Source organism: Streptomyces sulfonofaciens (assembly GCF_014656295.1).
In the GTDB taxonomy this organism is placed as follows: Bacteria; Actinomycetota; Actinomycetes; order Streptomycetales; family Streptomycetaceae; genus Streptomyces; species Streptomyces sulfonofaciens.
Genome location: NZ_BNCD01000029.1, coordinates 17,484 through 31,994, shown reverse-complemented (window position 1 = coordinate 31,994; position 14,511 = coordinate 17,484). Strand labels below are relative to the sequence as shown.

Sequence of the window (14,511 nt, the reverse complement as noted above, 5' to 3'; positions counted from 1 at the left end):
CGCCGGCGTCAGCCGCGCGACACCTTGAGCCCGCGCGGTACCAGCAACCGCCCCGCCAGCGCCAGCAGCCCGTCGGCGATCAGCGCGAGGGCGGCGACCCACAGCGCGGCGGCGATGACGCCCTGCAAGCCGTAGTTGGCCTGGCCGAGCACGATGTCGCCGAGCCCCCCGCCGCCCGCGACGGTCGCCAGGGTGGCGCTGGAGATCACGTACACCACGGCGATCCGGATGCCGGAGAAGAGCAACGGCAGCGCGAGCGGCAGCTCGACCTTGAAGAGGACCTGCCGCGCGGTGAGCCCCATGCCGCGCGCCGCACGCACCAGGTTCTGGTCGACCTGCTCGACGGCGAGGTAGGCCTGGCTGAGGATCGGCGGGATCGCGCAGATCAGCAGCGCGACGGCGATGTTGACGAAGTTGAGCCCGATGATGCCGAGGCCGATGGCGATGACGGCGAGGCTGGGCAGCGCCCTGCCCACGTTGGAGATGCTGGTGGCCAGGAACTCGCCGCGGTGCAGATGCCCCAGCCACAGCCCGGTGGGCACGGCGACGACCAGCGAGACGCCGATGACCAGGCCGCACATCCACAGATGCTGCCCGGTCTTGTCCAGCAGCAGCGGAAGCTGGTCACGCATGAACGTGAACGAGCCGATGAAGGTGTCCATCTACGCGGTCCTCCTGGCATGCGCCCACGGCGTCAGCAGCCGGCCGCCGAGCACCAGCAGGCCGTCCGCGGCCAGCGCCAGTACGACCGCCAGGCCGCCGGCGCCGATGAACTGGGTGTTGAACGGCGACTGGAGCGCCTTGAGGATCAGTGAGCCCAGACCCTCGTCGATGACGTAGGCCGCGATGGCGACGGTGCCGATGGTCATCACCGTCGTCACGCGCAGCCCCGAGACGATCGCGGGCACGGCCAGCGGGATCTCCACCTTGAAGAGGATCTGCCACCGGGTCAGCCCCATGCCGCGCGCGGCGCGGACCGCGTCCTGGGGGACCTCGCGGAGCCCGGTGAGGATGGTCGTGAAGAGCAGGTAGAGGCTGTACGCGACGAGGGCCACCTCAACCGTCAGCACCGAGAAGCCGGTGGCCGGCACCAGCAGTTGGAAGAGCGCGAGCGGCGGCACCGTGTAGAGGAACGACGACACCGCGGAGACGGGGGCGGCGAACCACGCCTGGAAGTGCCCGAGTACGGCGGCCGCCAGCGCGATGACGAAGCCGATGACGACCGCGACCAGCGTCAGCTCGACGTGCTGCACCAGCGCGGGCCAGAAGAGGTTCGTCCAGTGGGCCGTGAACCAGTCGGTGCAGAAGGTGGCGTCGTGGGCCACGCAGCCGCTGGGCGCGCCGAAGTCGGGGATGACGGGATGGCCGGGCCCGCCCGGGCCGCCGCCCGCCGCTGCCCGGGCGAGGGGGCCCACGGCCGACGGGAGCGCCGCGCTCATGCCGCGCCCGCCTTTCGCACGGCGTCGAGGGTCACGGTCCCCAGCACCCTGCCGTCCGGGCCCGTCACACGCAGCGCCCCGGTGCCGTCGGCGATCATCAGGGAGAGCGCGGAGCGCAGCGACGCGTCCCCGGGGAGCGAGGGCAGCGTGCGTGCCCCGTGCGGCTCGGCCTCCTGCGCCTCGGCACCGGGCGCCGACAGCTCCAGGTCGGCGAGGCGGATCAGGGTGAGCCGCTTCAGCCCCCGGTCGGCACCGACGAAGCGGGCCACGAACTCGTCGGCCGGCTCCTTCAGCAGCGCCTGCGGGGTGTCGTACTGCGCGAGGTGCCCGCCCTCCCGCAGCACCGCGATCCGCGTGCCCATCTTCACGGCCTCGTCGATGTCGTGGCTGACGAAGATGACGGTCTTCCTGATCCGCTCGTGCAGCGCCAGGAACTCGTCCTGCACACGCTCCCGGGTGATCGGGTCCAGTGCGCCGAACGGCTCGTCCATCAGCATCACGGGCGGGTCCGCGGCCAGTGCGCGGGCGATGCCGACGCGCTGCTGCTGTCCGCCGGAGAGCTGTGCCGGGTAGCGCCTGCCGTACTCGGCCACCGGCAGCCCCACCAGGTCGAGCAGTTCGGCCACGCGCTGCTTCGTACGCCCGCGGTCCCAGCCGAGGACCTTCGGCACCGTCGCGACGTTGTCCGCTATGGACAGGTGCGGGAAGAGGCCCACCTGCTGGATGACGTAGCCGATGGAGCGGCGCAGCTCGATCCGGTCCATGTCGCGGATGGAGCGGCCGCCGATCCTGATGTCGCCGCCGGTGGGCTCGGTCAGCCGGTTGACCATCATCAGGGCCGTGGTCTTGCCACTGCCGGAGGGGCCGAGCAGGACGCAGATCTCGCCCGCGGGGACGGTCAGCGACAGCTCGTCGACGGCCGGCGCCCCGGCGCCCGGGTAGTTCTTCACGACCCGGTCGAAGACGATCTCCTGCGCCTCGGCGGGCTCCCGCGCCCCGGCGGGTCCGGCTGCGGGGCTGCCGTGGGCGCCCGCCGGGCTTCTCGGTTCGGTGGTTTCCTGGCTCATCGGGGTCTCTCCTGGGATGGCGGCAGCGGTACGTGCGGGTGCGGGCGTACGCCGTGGCGGCGGGCGGCGCTCAGGTCATCCCGTTCGCCCGCAGGAAGTCCGTGGCGACCTCGGAGGGCGCCAGGCGTACGGCGTCGACGGCCCTGTTCATCTCGCGCACGGCCTTGTCGGTGAGCAGGGCGTCGACCCGGTTGAGCACCTTCGCGAAACCGGGGCCCTGCTCCTTGAGGACGCCCTTGCGCAGCACGGGGGCGAGGTTCTGGTAGCCGTAGAAGCTCTTGGTGTCGTCGAGCAGCGTGTAGTCGCCGCGCGCGAGCTGCGGATCGGTCGTGAAGACGTCGGCGGCGTCGACCTGGCCGTGGTCCAGGGCGGAGTACTGCAAGCCGATGTTGAGGGTCTTCACCTCGGTGTTCCGCAGGTGGTACGTCTTGACGAGCTGGTGGTAGCCCAGCGCGCCCGCGAGGTTGTCGGGGTACTCGGCGAACACGACGTGCGGGGCCCTGCGCAGGTCGGCGATGGTCCTCAGGCCGTACTTCCTGGCGAACGCGGGCTTGACGCCCACCGCGTCGCGGTTCTGGAAAGGCGTCGGGGGCAGCATCGTCAGCCCCCGCCCCTCCTGGAACGCCTTCGCCTTGCGAAACGTTTCCGCAGCGCTGCCGGGGATCGTGGTCTGCTTGGCCAGCACCTGGAGGACGACGCCCGTGTACTCGGGGTACAGGCTGATCTGGCCGGAGGTGAGGGCACCGTCGATGATGTTGGTGCTGCCGATGTTCGACTTCAGCTCGACGCTGTAACCGGCGTTCGCCAGGGCCTGCTTGTACAGCTCGCCGATGACCCACTGCTCGGTGAACTCCTTCGCACCGATCACCACCGTGGGCCGCCCGCCGGGAGCCGCGGCTCCGCAGCCGCTCAGGCCCGCGACGCTCGCGAGCGCCAGCAGCACCGCGCACGCGGTGCGGCCCCGGCCCGCGCGGCCGGCCGTTCGCCGGCCCCCGCGGCGCAACGCTCCGGGGGCGCTCACACCTGGTCCCTGGGCACCGTACGGGTCCATGTGCGGGCGAAGACCTCGCGCTCGGCCGGGCCGGAACCCTCGTACGCGGCAAGGTGGTTGACCACCAGGAAGTCCTGTTCGTCGGCGGTCATCCGGGAGCGGGTGTGCACCCGAACCGCCCACTCCCCGCGCCCCACGCGCTCCTGACGCTCGCACTCGACGCTCGCGGAGAGCGGGTCGCCCTCCACCAGCCGGAAGCGGTTGAGATCGCGCGTGCTGTGGGTCAGGCCGTCGGCGCTGTCGCTCATCGAGCCCCCGGTCGGCGTGGCGACGATGATCTGCTCCTGGCTCTCGGGGTCGTAGGTCACCCGGCGCGCACCCGGCAGCGTCTCGGTCTTTATGGTGTGCGGCGGCTCCGGGGGCGGTGGTCCGAAGTCGCGCAGCGCGGCCTCCTCGGCCGGGCGCGGCTCCCGTACGGGAAGGACCAACTCGCCGTGGCCGCGGTCCAGTTCCAGCGCCACGGCCTGGGGAGAGGGCCACATCCACGGCCACAGCGACGCGGAGACGGCCACCCGGATGCGGCTGCCGGCGCCGAAGGCGTGTCCGACGGCGAAGAGCGGGACCGTCACCTCGTAGGGCCGGCCCGGCCGGAGCGGCTCGGGTGCCGCGTGCCCCGCGCGGTGGGTGAGGTTGAGCAGTCCGGTGGTGACCAGCCGGGAGGCGCCGTCCGGCGTGACCTCGCACAGCCGCACGGCGAGCTGGGCCTGCGGACGGTCGCTGGTGACGCGCAGCGTGACCTCGGGGACGCCGAGGATCTCCACCCGTTCGGGCAGCGGCGGCCCGGTGAAGGAGCACGCCCGCCCGTCGTCGGGTGCCTGGTCGGCGTACTGCCCCGGTACGTCGCCGAACTTGAGGAAGTCGCCCGTCGCGGCGCCGACGGCGAGCGGCGAGCGCAGCACGGCCGTGCCCGGGGCCCCGCCCAGCTCGCGCAGCGGTGTCCTGCGGGGGGTGACGCCCGGCGACGGCCAGGCGGGCTCGGCGACCCAGCGCCCCGCGCGGTGCACGCGGTCGGCACCGAGCGGCGCGGGCTCGGGCATCCACACGCGCAGCCGCGGCTCGTCGTCGACGGCCGGCGGTCTGCCGTCCGGTCCCGCGGAGTGCGCACCGCTGCCGCCGTCGGCGGCGTCCGCGGTGGCCGCGCCGTCCGTGCTGCCGTCGCGCATCCAGCGGTCGAACCAGCGGACGCACTCGCCGACGAAGTCGATGGCGGGTCCGGGCAGGCCCTGGTGCGGGTAGTTGTGCGCCCAGGGGCCGAGCAGGCCCTTGACCGGCACGCCCGCCGCCCCGAGGCCTTCCAGCAGCCGGAGGACGGCGCCTCGGTACTGGTCGATCCAGCCGCCCACCGCGTACACCGGAACCTTGATCGCGGAGTAGTCCTCGCAGACCGAGCCGTGCTCCCAGTACGCGTCCCTGCGCTGGTGGGCGACCCACTCCTCGGCGTACGGAACGGTCGCCTCCAGCCGCTCCAGCCAGTGCTCCCGCCATGCGTCGCCGAGCACGGCCGGGTCACCGGGGCGGGCGTTGTAGGCGAGCATCGTCGCCGCCCAGGGCAGCATCTCGGAGGCGAGCAGGGTGCCGCCCGCGTAGTGCACGTCGTCGGCGTACCGGTCGTCGGTGGAGCAGACCGTGACGATGCAGCGCAGTTGGGGCGGGTCGAGGGCGGCGATCTGCAAACCGTTGAAACCGCCCCAGGACTTGCCGATGATCGCGACCTGGCCGTCGGACCAGTCCTGCCGCTCGATCCAGGCGAGGACTTCGAGGGCGTCGGCCAGCTCGGTGGGGTGGTACTCGTCGAGCATCACGCCGTCGGAGTCGCCCGTGCCCCGGCAGTCGACGCGCAGCGAGGCGTATCCGGCCTGCGCGAAGGGTGCGTGGAGCGTGACGTCGCGGGGCGCGGTGGCGTCGTTCTTGCGGTACGGGATGTACTCGAGCACGCTCGGCACGGGTCCGGAAGCGTCCGCAGGCAACCAGATCCGTGCGGCGAGCCGGGTGCCGTCCTTCAGGGGTATCCACACATGGCGCAGCACACGCACGGCGTGGTGCTGCTGGTCGTGGACATCTCCCCGCGGGCGGCGCTGTGTGGTCTCTCCAACGGCACCTGGGGTTCCGGTAGTGGGCATGGCGGCACACTAGACGAACACACACTCTCCTTATCTGCTTATATGGGATAATTTAGAGGGCATGTGAACTGGTGAGCATGAACACACGAATGGGTCGCGTAGGACTGGGTAGGCCAGCGAGCCGCCGTGTGCCGTGCCGACGGCGGTGCCCCCTTGCCGTCCCAGCGGGCCGACACCGTCCCTGACCTGCGTCCGGGCCCGCCCTCATGGACCCGCGGACACCGGCCGTCGCGGGCGCTCTCCCGTCCGCGACCGTCCGGAGACCGGGCGGTGGGCCCGTCGATGGACGGTCGAGGCGCAGTGGATGCCCCGTTGACACAGCCGGTTCCTAGTCTCCCGCCATGTTCTCCAAACGATGGGCACTCGCCCTCATCCCGGCTGCCGCGGCGGCGTTCGGCCTGGCCGGTGCACCGCCCGCCGGCGCCATCATCGGCGGCGCACCGGCCGGCGGGGCGTACCCGTTCATGGCCTCCCTCCAGCGTCCCGAGTCCCCGCGTCCCGACGGGCACGTGTGCGGCGCCTCACTCATCGCCGAGCGATGGGCGGTCACCGCCGCGCACTGCACGCGGGGCGAGCTCAAGGACTGGAAACTGCGCATCGGTTCCTCGGACACGACCCGCGGCGGCGAACTGATCCGCGTCAAGAGGTTCGTCACCCGACCCGACGGTGAGCGCGGCCACGACATCGCGCTCCTCGAGTTGAGCAGGCCGGCGCACGAGGCCCCCGTGGCCGTCGCCGACACGTCGCCGAGCGGGGGGACGCCGCTGCGCATCCTCGGCTGGGGCCAGACCTGCGCGGCGCAGGACGCGTCCTGCTGGCCCGAGGACCTGCGGCAACTCGACACGGCGCTGCTGCCCGACCCGTCGTGCGACGACTCCGGGATCGTCCCCCGGACGGAGTTGTGCGTCGGCAACGTCGACGGGAGGTACGGCGCCGGGAACTTCGACTCCGGCGGTCCTGCCGTCGTCAGGCAGCACGGTGTCTGGAAGCTGGTCGGCGCGACGTCCGGGAGCAACGGGGAGCCGGGGGCGGCGCCGACGGTCTACACCGACGTCACCGCCTTCCGCCAGTGGATCGAGACGGAGACGGCCCACTCGCGCTGACGTCCGCGCGGCCTCCCGGCGGACACCGGCACCCGGCTTCGGCGGCGGCCGTCGGGAGGGGCCCCGCCCCGGGCCGGGTGCCGCCGAAGTCCGCGACCGGCGCACCTGCCTGCGGCGGCGCGGCGGCCCGTGCCCGCGGCGTCTGAGTCGTCAGTGGTCGACGTGGCCGCGCAGGCAGTCGATCAGGGTGTCGAGGGACGCTTCGAGCGCGGTGGTGTCCCGGCGGGCCGCACAGAAAGGCCGCAGCGGTGACCGTCCACCCGCCCACCGCGCACACCCCGGGGACCTCCCCGCCCGTCCACCGCGCCCCCGGACTCAGGGCGGCGCTCTCGCCCTCCGCCGGGCTGTGGGTCGTGACCACCGCCTTCACCGCGCTGATGGCGTTCGGCACGGTGCCCACTCCGCTCCGGCCCCTCTACCAGGCCCACGACCACTTCGGCCCGACCGGCGTCACCCTCGCCTTCGCCTACCTGGGCATGGGCCTGCCGTCGGTGGCCTTCAGCCTGCTGATCCAGCACACCCCGCTGAGGACCACCATGATCGGCTTCGCCGCCGTGCTCTCGGCCGGCACCATCGCCGCGGTCGTCACCGCCATCCGTGCCAACCGCAGGCCGTAGGCGCGCACGAGGCCCAACGCGCACGAGGCCCAACGCGCACGAGGCCCAACGCGCACGAGGCCCGGCGCGCACGGGGCCCGGCGACCCGACGGCTCAGGTCCTCGCCGGCGCGGGGCCGTGGCGCTCCGGCAGTACCCCGAGACCGCGCGGCGCCGCGACGTCCTGCGCCGGGAGCGGGGCGGAGCCGGACCTCACGACGCGGTCGCGTCCCGGGGCGCGACCGTGACGACGATCTTGCCGATCTGCCCGCCGGCCTCCAGGTAGCGGTGGGCCTCCGCGATGTCGTCCAGGGGGAAGGTCCGATCGATGACGGGACGCAGTTCGCCCGTGGCGAGGCCCCGGCGGACGTGGTCGACCGCGGCGGCCCGGCGTTCGTCGTCGGTGGTGATCTCGAACAGTTCGAAGCCGCGGAGGGTGAGGTGCTTGAAGAGCACCGTGCCGACGTCCAGCGGGGCGGAAGCGCGGTCGAGGACGCCGTAGAGGACGATGACGGCCTCGTGGGCGGCCGCTTCGACGAGGTCGGCCAGAGCGGTGCCGCCGACCGGGTCGAAGATCACCCGGGCGCCCTCGCCACCGGTCAGCTCGCGCACCCGGGCGACGGTGTCCTCCTCGGTGGTGGCGATGACCGCGTCGGCGCCCGCGTCCAGGAGCCGTTGACGCTTGGCGCCGGTGCGGGTCAGGGCGACGGCGCGGGCGCCGGCCTGATGGGCGATCTGGATGGCCGCGAGGCCCACGCTGCTTGAGGCGGCCGGGATCAGCACGGTGTCCCCGGGGTGTACCCCCGCGGTGTCGACCAGGCCGCCGTAGGCGGTGACGAACTGCATCCACACCGAGGCCGCCTCCGCGAAGGAGAGCTGTTCGGGGTGGGCGACCACGGCGTGTGCGGGGGCGAGGACCGCCTCGCCGTGCACGGGGTGGTCGGTCATGCTGAAGGACGGCACCACGCTGACGGCCTGCCCGACGCGCAGCCCGGTGACGCCGCCCCCGACGGCCGCGACCACTCCCGCGGCTTCGTAGCCGAGGCCGGAGGGCAGGACGGGATCGATGCCGTACTCGCCGCGGCGGAACATCGCCTCCGCCCGGTTGAGCCCCAGCGCGCGGGTGTGGATCAGGACCTCGCCCGCACCCGGGACCGGCTCGGGGACCTCTTCCAGGCGCAGGACCCCGGGTCCACCGGTCTCATGGAAGCGGACGGCGCGGCTCATGGTGCGACTCCTCGCGGCGGGGAAAGGGGAAAGGGGAATGGGGAAAGGGAACCGGCCCTGCTGGACGGCGCCGCCCACAGTGCCCCGCCATCCGATGGCAGTCAAACTTCGAACGGCGTCGAAGTACCGGGCGGTGCCGCGCCCCGAGGGTGCGTCCCGACCCCTGCCCGACGGCGGAGGCGGCCCTCACCGCCGACAGCAGGCCCGGGAAGCGGGCTTCCACCTCCTGCGCGCCCAGCGTGTTCGTCTTCGCCGTCCCCACGTCGTGCGGGCGGACCACGCCTGCCTCGCGCAGCACGTCGAAGTGGTGCGTGAGCGTGGACGGGAACACCGGGGTGCCGAAGGTGCCCCCTGCAACGGCTACGGGAGGCGGACCCCGCGCAGTTCGGGGTGCTCCACGGTCCGGGCGGCTGTGCGGGGGCGGGCCACGATGGCTCCTGGGGCGCTGTCGGTGGGGCCACTCCCACATAGGGCCGCCGTCGAAGCAGGGCCCGGCCTGCCGCGGGCGCCCGGGCCGGGGTCCGGGCGGACCCGGGCCCGCCCGGACCGGGTTGACGCCTCTATGGATAACCGCTATCTATTGGCTCGTTCGTGGAGAGGGGGGTCCGTGCAGGACGTGGTGCTGGCGCTGCTGGTCAAGGAGCCGTCGCACGGGTACCACCTGCGCGGGCGGTTGGCGGCGGCCCTCGGGCCGTTGGGGGAGGCGCTGAACGCGGGGCAGGTCTACGTGACGCTCACCCGCCTGGAGAAGGCGGGCCTCGTCGTCCAGGAGCGTGTGGACGTGCCGGTGCGCGGCCCGCGGCGCAAGGTGTACGCCCCGACCGCGGCAGGACAGGAGCGGGTGGCCGCGTGGCTGGCGGAGGACGCCGGGCCCAGAACGGATGTGGCGGAGTTCCACCTGAAGCTGGTGGCCGCGGCCGAGTCGGGTCTGGCCGATCCGCTCGCGCTCGTGGACGCGCGGCGGCGGGAACTGATGCGCAGCCTCGCCGAAGCACAGCACGCCGCCCTCGCCCACGACGTGGACTCGGAGGCCGGACTGCTCCTGGAGGGCATCGCGCTCCGGTTGCAGGCGGACCTGCGCTGGCTGGAGGCGTGCGGGCGGACCTGGTCGGCCCGCGCCCCGCGTGGGAAGGGTGAGGAGAAGGCATGACGAGAGACGGCCAGCGGGTCAGGGGCCGGTCGCGGCCGGGGGGCGCGGACGGCGGCCCGGGCACGGGACCGGCCGGCCGCGAACCCGGTGCCGCGGCCGGGCCGGCGCTGCGCACGGTCGGCCTGTCGCGGGTGTACGGCGAGGACGAGAGCATGGTGTGGGCCGTCGACGGAGTCGACCTCGACGTCCCCGCCGGGCAGACGCTCGCCGTGACCGGGCCCAGTGGCTGCGGCAAGTCGACGCTGCTGCACCTGCTCGGCGGTCTCGACCGGCCCACCGACGGCGAGGCGTGGCTCGGCGGGCTGCGCATCGACCACCTCGGTGAACGGGCGCTGGCCAGGCTGCGGCGCCGCGCCGTCGGATTCGTGTTCCAGGACCACCACCTGATGCACGAGCTGACCGCGGCGGAGAACGTCGAGCTGCCCGCACTGCTCGCCGGCGCCGCACCGCGCACCGCCCGCGTCCGTGCCGCCGCACTCCTTGACCGGGTCGGACTCACCGGACGCGCCCGGCATCTGCCCTCCGAACTCTCCGGCGGGCAGCGGCAGCGGGTCGCCATCGCCCGCGCCCTGGTCAACGAGCCGCTGGTCGTCCTCGCGGACGAGCCCACCGGAAACCTCGACAGCGCCGCGACCCTCGACATCCTCCGGCTCTTCGCCGAGTTGCGCGCCGGGGGCCAGACCCTGGTCGTGGTCACCCACGACGAGCGGGTCGCCGCCACGGCGGACCGTGTCGTCTCCATGCGCGACGGGACGCTGGCCGGCGACACCCGCCTGGACGGTGGCGGCAGCACCGGTCTCGGCTCGCTGCTGGGCTGGGAGGGATGACCGTGGGGCACCTGCTGCTGACCTGGCGTCTGATCCTGCGTGACATACGCCGCCGTCCCGGCGAGGCCGTCACGTTCCTGCTCGCCGTCACTCTCGCCACCGCCAGCCTGACCCTCGGCACCGCGACCACCGACGCCGTGTCCACCGGGTACGCGAAGACCCGCGCGGCCACCGCCGGCCCCGACGTGATGTCCTCGACGACGGACCCGGACCCCTCCGGCTTCGCCTCGCGCCTCGCCCACCTGCCCGGTGTGACCGCGCTCGGCGGCCCGTTCTTCGCGTTCGACACCACCATCCGGGCGCACGGCCGTGCCGCGCGCTGCGCGGTCGAGGGGCGCGGCACCGCACGGTCCGCCGTGGACCGGCCGCTGGTGACCTCCGGTACCTGGGTGCGTCCCGGGGGCGCGGTGGTCGAGCGCGGCTTCGCGCGGGCTCTCGGGGTGCGCGTCGGTGACCGCATCACCGTCAGGGGGCGCAGCCTCCCGGTCGTCGGGACCGCGATCAGCGCGGCCATCGCGGTCTACCCGTGGGGCGATCCGGCGCAGGGAGCCCGGCCGGCGGACTGGGGCGGCATGGTCTGGCTCACCACCGCCGACGCCCACGCGGCGGCGGGCGGCACCCCCGGCGTCCACCTGATCTACCTGAAGCTGTCCGACCCCGCCGCGGCCCGCGGCTTCGGCAGGTCCGCGGCCTTCCAGGCCGTCAGGCCCACCGGCTGGCTCGGCTACCACTACTGGCAGGACGTCCTCCGTACGGACACGGCCATGATCCAGATCACCCGGCCCACGCTGGTCGTCGGCGGCTGGCTGCTCACCGTCGCCGCGATGGTCACCCTCGCCGCGCTCGCCACCGCACGCGCCACGCGCGACAACCGGCGTGCCGCACTGCTCAAGGCCGTCGGCGCCGGCCCCGGCACCGTCACCGCCGTACTGCTGGCCCAGTACCTGCTGCTGACTTTCCTGGCCACCGCGCTCGGGCTGGCCGCCGGGGCCCTGGCCGCACCCCGCCTGGTCGATCCCAGCGCCGGGCTGCTCGACACCGTCAGCCCTCCCGACTCCGGCACCGTCGCCGCCGCGGTCCTGCTCACCCTCATGGTCGCCGCGACCGGTGCGCTCGGCCCCGCCGTGCGCGCCGCCCGGTCCGGCACCGTCGACGCCCTGGCCGACCCCGCCCACCTGCTCACGCACCACCCGCACCTGAACGCAGTGACGGCGCACCTGCCCACCTCGCTGCTGCTCGGCGTCCGGCTGCTCGCCCGCCGGCCCGGCCGCGCCGCCCTGGCCTGTGCCGGCACGGGCGCCACCACCATCCTGGTCACCGCGCTGCTCGCCTGGCACACCGAGCTCGACGCGACCCCCGCGTTCAAGCGGTTCGGCCCCCTCGAAGTGCGGACCGACCAGGCCGGCCACGTGCTGCTCGCCGTCACGCTCGCGATGGTGGCCCTGTCCACGCTCAACACCGTGCTCCTCGGCCGGAGCACCGCCGTGCAGGCCCGGCGCGCCCTGACCGTCGCCCGCACCCTCGGCGCCACCCCCGGCCAGGTCGTCAGGGCGCTGTGCTTCGCACAACTCCTGCCGGCCGTACCCGGAGTGGCGGCGGGTGTGCCGGCCGGGCTCGGTCTGTACTGGATCTTCGGTACGACGGTCACGCCCCCGGGGTCATGGCTGCTCACCGCCGCGCTCACCATCCTGCTGGCAACCGGGGCGTTGACCGCCCTGCCCGCGTGGGCCCACGCCCGCAACACCGCGGGGCGGGTTCTCAGCGCCGGGACCGCGTGACGGACCCGGCGCCCCGGCCTCCTGCCCGGACCCGCGCACCGCGAGGTCACGAGCGGTCGGACGGGCGCGCGCGGTGCCCCGGAAGCGGCGTTTTCGCGACCGCTTCGGGGGCAAGCGGGCGATATGACAGTCCCATCGATGACGTGGCGCGGTCGGCGCACGGCACGGCGCGCGGCCAACAGTTCTGCAGTGGACACAGGAGCGCGCGCCGGTTTTGTGGGGCGCGGGGTGCTCTACCTTCTGATCGGGGTGCTGGCGGTCCGTGTCGCGTTCCACCCCGGCGGTGGCAAGCAGGCCGACCGCTCGGGCGCGCTCGCCGAGATCGCCGGGAAGCCGTTCGGCTCGTTGCTGCTGTGGGCCCTCGGCGCCGCCGTGGCCGGCATGGTGCTGTGGCGGCTGTCCGAGGCGGCCTTCGGGGCCGCGGGAACCGATGGTCGCAAGCCGCGCAAGCGGCTGATCTCCGGTGGCCGGGCCGTCTTCTACGGTTTCGTCGCGTACTCGGTGCTGTCCTTCGCGGCCGGTTCCGGCAACGGGGGCTCCTCGGACAGGACCTCCAAGGACGTGACCGCGCGGGCGCTCGACCTGCCCGGTGGGCGCTGGCTGGTGGGCGCCGCCGGGATCGGCGTGGTGGCCGCGGGCTGCTGGGTCTTCGGACGGGCGGTGCTGCGCAAGTTCGACGAGCATCTCAGGACGGCCTCGATGAGCAGCAGGACGCGGCACGCGGTGGATGCGCTCGGGGTCCTGGGCGGCATGGCGCGGGGCGTGCTCTTCGCCGCGGCCGGGGCCTTCGCCGTGGTCGCGGCGGTGCGCTACGAGCCCGGCAAGGCCAAGGGCATGGACGACACGCTGCGCGCCTTCACCCAGACCCCGGCAGGGCCGTGGCTGCTGGTGGCGGTGGCCGTGGGACTCATGGCCTTCGGCGCCTTCTCCTTCGCGAGCGCGCGGTACCGGCGCACCTGAGTCCCAGCGGCCGCGTGGCCCGGCACCGCGGGCGAAGCCCTGCCCGCGGTGCCGGGCCACGCGGGCCTGCCTGGCGTGTTCGCCCGGGCAGCGGCCCGGTCGGGCCCCTGCCGGCCGGGTCGGGTCGGAGCCGGCCCGCCACTGGCGGAAAGGGGGGAGGCGGCGGCACCGCGCCCGGCGGCGGTGACTATATGGTGTGACGGACCGTCCCGGCGGCCGAGCCGCGGCGGGCCCGGCGGCCTGGGGGGCCGGGTGCGGGCCCGGACCGCCGGAGGCGAACGGGGCCCGCTCCGCCGCGGACGAGGACCACGCCGCGCACCTTACGTACCCAGCGGAGCCACGCCGCCTTGGGACGAAGCAACCACCACCTCGGGGAGAGGGAACATGCGCATCTCGGGACGGCGCACCTTCGGCGGTCTCGCAGCCGACAGCTACGGCGCACCCGGCGATCGGCCTCCGCTGGTCCTGCTGCACGGCCTGTGCTACGACCGCCGGCAGTGGGAGCCGGTGCTGGAGGAGCTGGAGACGCTCGCCCCGGACCGGGCGGCCATCGCCTTCGACCTGCCCGGTCACGGCAACTCGCCGCGACAGGAGTCCTACCGCGTCGCCGACGTCGCCGCGGTCGTCCACGAAGCGGTGACCGAGGCGGGACTCGCCGCGCCGGTCCTGGTCGGGCACTCGCTCGGCGGCGTCGTCGCCACGGCCTACGCGGGCACCTATCCGGCCGCCGGTGTCGTCAACGTGGACCAGCCGCTGCTGGTCGGCCCCTTCGCGCAGGTGCTGCGGCAGGCGGAAGAGGACCTGCGGGGCCCTGGGTGGGAGCGGGTGTGGGAGCGCATGGTCGACGGCATGCGGATCGACGTGCTGCCGCCCGCCGCGCGCGAACTGGTCAGGACGGCCACGACTCCCCGGCAGGACCTGCTCCTCGGTTACTGGAGCGAACTCCTCGACCTTCCCGCGGAGCAGCTCGGCGAACAGCGGACCCGCGAGTTGAACGCCATCCGCGCGGCCGGCATCTCCTATCACCATGTGACGGAAGGAGAGCCGCCACCCGCGTACCGGCAGTGGCTGGAGGCGCTCCTGCCCGACGTCACCCTCACCACCCTTCCCGACAGCGGCCACTTCCCGCACCTGGCCCACCCGGCCCGGCTCGCTCACCTCCTGGCCGGCTGAACCCCCGTACGCCGGACCGGG

General features: G+C 74.0%; 13 protein-coding genes. 7 read left to right on the top strand and 6 right to left on the bottom strand.

Annotated features, from left to right (window positions below; translation table 11 throughout):
* Positions 1-8: 8 nt before the first annotated feature.
* The 5 genes from IE313_RS31185 to IE313_RS31165 form a co-directional block, all read right to left on the bottom strand.
* Positions 9-662: an ABC transporter permease gene (locus IE313_RS31185; protein ID WP_189938171.1), complete on the bottom strand. Its 654-nt coding sequence runs from the start codon at positions 660-662 to the stop codon at positions 9-11.
* Positions 663-1,439, bottom strand: a complete 777-nt coding sequence (locus IE313_RS31180; protein ID WP_189938169.1) for an ABC transporter permease — start codon at positions 1,437-1,439, stop codon at positions 663-665.
* Complete coding sequence (locus IE313_RS31175) at positions 1,436-2,506, bottom strand: ABC transporter ATP-binding protein (RefSeq protein WP_189938167.1); 1,071 nt, start codon at positions 2,504-2,506, stop codon at positions 1,436-1,438. Before IE313_RS31175 ends, IE313_RS31180 begins: the two co-directional genes overlap by 4 nt.
* Positions 2,507-2,576: 70 nt before the next feature.
* The gene (locus IE313_RS31170) at positions 2,577-3,527 is read right to left on the bottom strand and encodes an ABC transporter substrate-binding protein (protein ID WP_229925112.1); all 951 of its coding nucleotides are present in this window, start codon (positions 3,525-3,527) and stop codon (positions 2,577-2,579) included.
* Positions 3,524-5,677, bottom strand: coding sequence for a CocE/NonD family hydrolase (locus IE313_RS31165; protein WP_189938164.1), 2,154 nt, complete (start codon positions 5,675-5,677; stop codon positions 3,524-3,526). The genes IE313_RS31170 and IE313_RS31165 overlap by 4 nt, the downstream gene beginning before the upstream one ends.
* Positions 5,678-6,018: 341 nt before the next feature.
* Between IE313_RS31165 and IE313_RS31160 the strand changes: the two genes are divergently transcribed.
* Together IE313_RS31160 and IE313_RS31155 are read left to right on the top strand one after the other, a co-directional pair.
* A complete protein-coding gene (locus IE313_RS31160; RefSeq protein WP_189938163.1) occupies positions 6,019-6,780 on the top strand; it encodes a S1 family peptidase in 762 nt (253 codons plus the stop codon).
* Positions 6,781-7,028: 248 nt separating this feature from the next.
* Positions 7,029-7,397 (top strand): hypothetical protein, encoded by a 369-nt coding sequence (locus tag IE313_RS31155; RefSeq protein WP_189938162.1) that lies wholly within the window; start codon positions 7,029-7,031, stop codon positions 7,395-7,397.
* Between the two features lie 191 nt (positions 7,398-7,588).
* Here the strand turns inward: IE313_RS31155 and IE313_RS31150 are convergent, their stop codons facing one another.
* Positions 7,589-8,602, bottom strand: a complete 1,014-nt coding sequence (locus tag IE313_RS31150) for a zinc-dependent alcohol dehydrogenase family protein (protein WP_189938161.1) — start codon at positions 8,600-8,602, stop codon at positions 7,589-7,591.
* Between the two features lie 607 nt (positions 8,603-9,209).
* On the opposite strand from IE313_RS31150, the gene IE313_RS31145 reads away from it, so the two are divergent.
* The 5 genes from IE313_RS31145 to IE313_RS31125 all read left to right on the top strand — a co-directional run bounded on the left by IE313_RS31145 (position 9,210) and on the right by IE313_RS31125 (position 14,490).
* Positions 9,210-9,752 (top strand): PadR family transcriptional regulator, encoded by a 543-nt coding sequence (locus IE313_RS31145; RefSeq protein WP_189938160.1) that lies wholly within the window; start codon positions 9,210-9,212, stop codon positions 9,750-9,752.
* Positions 9,749-10,579 carry an ABC transporter ATP-binding protein gene (locus IE313_RS31140; protein WP_189938159.1) on the top strand — a complete coding sequence of 277 codons (831 nt, stop codon included), beginning with the start codon at positions 9,749-9,751 and terminating at the stop codon, positions 10,577-10,579. The genes IE313_RS31145 and IE313_RS31140 overlap by 4 nt, the downstream gene beginning before the upstream one ends.
* Positions 10,576-12,357 carry an FtsX-like permease family protein gene (locus IE313_RS31135; RefSeq protein WP_229925111.1) on the top strand — a complete coding sequence of 594 codons (1,782 nt, stop codon included), beginning with the start codon at positions 10,576-10,578 and terminating at the stop codon, positions 12,355-12,357. The genes IE313_RS31140 and IE313_RS31135 overlap by 4 nt, the downstream gene beginning before the upstream one ends.
* Positions 12,358-12,480: 123 nt before the next feature.
* Positions 12,481-13,317 (top strand): DUF1206 domain-containing protein, encoded by an 837-nt coding sequence (locus tag IE313_RS31130; protein WP_373317104.1) that lies wholly within the window; start codon positions 12,481-12,483, stop codon positions 13,315-13,317.
* 384 nt (positions 13,318-13,701) lie between these two features.
* Positions 13,702-14,490 carry an alpha/beta fold hydrolase gene (locus IE313_RS31125; RefSeq protein ID WP_189938157.1) on the top strand — a complete coding sequence of 263 codons (789 nt, stop codon included), beginning with the start codon at positions 13,702-13,704 and terminating at the stop codon, positions 14,488-14,490.
* The last annotated feature ends 21 nt before the right edge of the window (positions 14,491-14,511 follow it).

Bases quoted from the DNA above. Each gene is read 5' to 3' on its own strand.
- IE313_RS31135 (WP_229925111.1), top strand. From the start codon at position 10,576: ATGACCGTGGGGCACCTGCTGCTGACCTGGCGTCTGATCCTGCGTGAC.
- IE313_RS31185 (WP_189938171.1), bottom strand. From the start codon at position 662: ATGGACACCTTCATCGGCTCGTTCACGTTCATGCGTGACCAGCTTCCG.
- IE313_RS31130 (WP_373317104.1), top strand. From the start codon at position 12,481: ATGACAGTCCCATCGATGACGTGGCGCGGTCGGCGCACGGCACGGCGC.
- IE313_RS31165 (WP_189938164.1), bottom strand. From the start codon at position 5,677: ATGCCCACTACCGGAACCCCAGGTGCCGTTGGAGAGACCACACAGCGC.
- IE313_RS31175 (WP_189938167.1), bottom strand. From the start codon at position 2,506: ATGAGCCAGGAAACCACCGAACCGAGAAGCCCGGCGGGCGCCCACGGC.
- IE313_RS31180 (WP_189938169.1), bottom strand. From the start codon at position 1,439: ATGAGCGCGGCGCTCCCGTCGGCCGTGGGCCCCCTCGCCCGGGCAGCG.
- IE313_RS31125 (WP_189938157.1), top strand. From the start codon at position 13,702: ATGCGCATCTCGGGACGGCGCACCTTCGGCGGTCTCGCAGCCGACAGC.
- IE313_RS31140 (WP_189938159.1), top strand. From the start codon at position 9,749: ATGACGAGAGACGGCCAGCGGGTCAGGGGCCGGTCGCGGCCGGGGGGC.
- IE313_RS31150 (WP_189938161.1), bottom strand. From the start codon at position 8,602: ATGAGCCGCGCCGTCCGCTTCCATGAGACCGGTGGACCCGGGGTCCTG.
- IE313_RS31160 (WP_189938163.1), top strand. From the start codon at position 6,019: ATGTTCTCCAAACGATGGGCACTCGCCCTCATCCCGGCTGCCGCGGCG.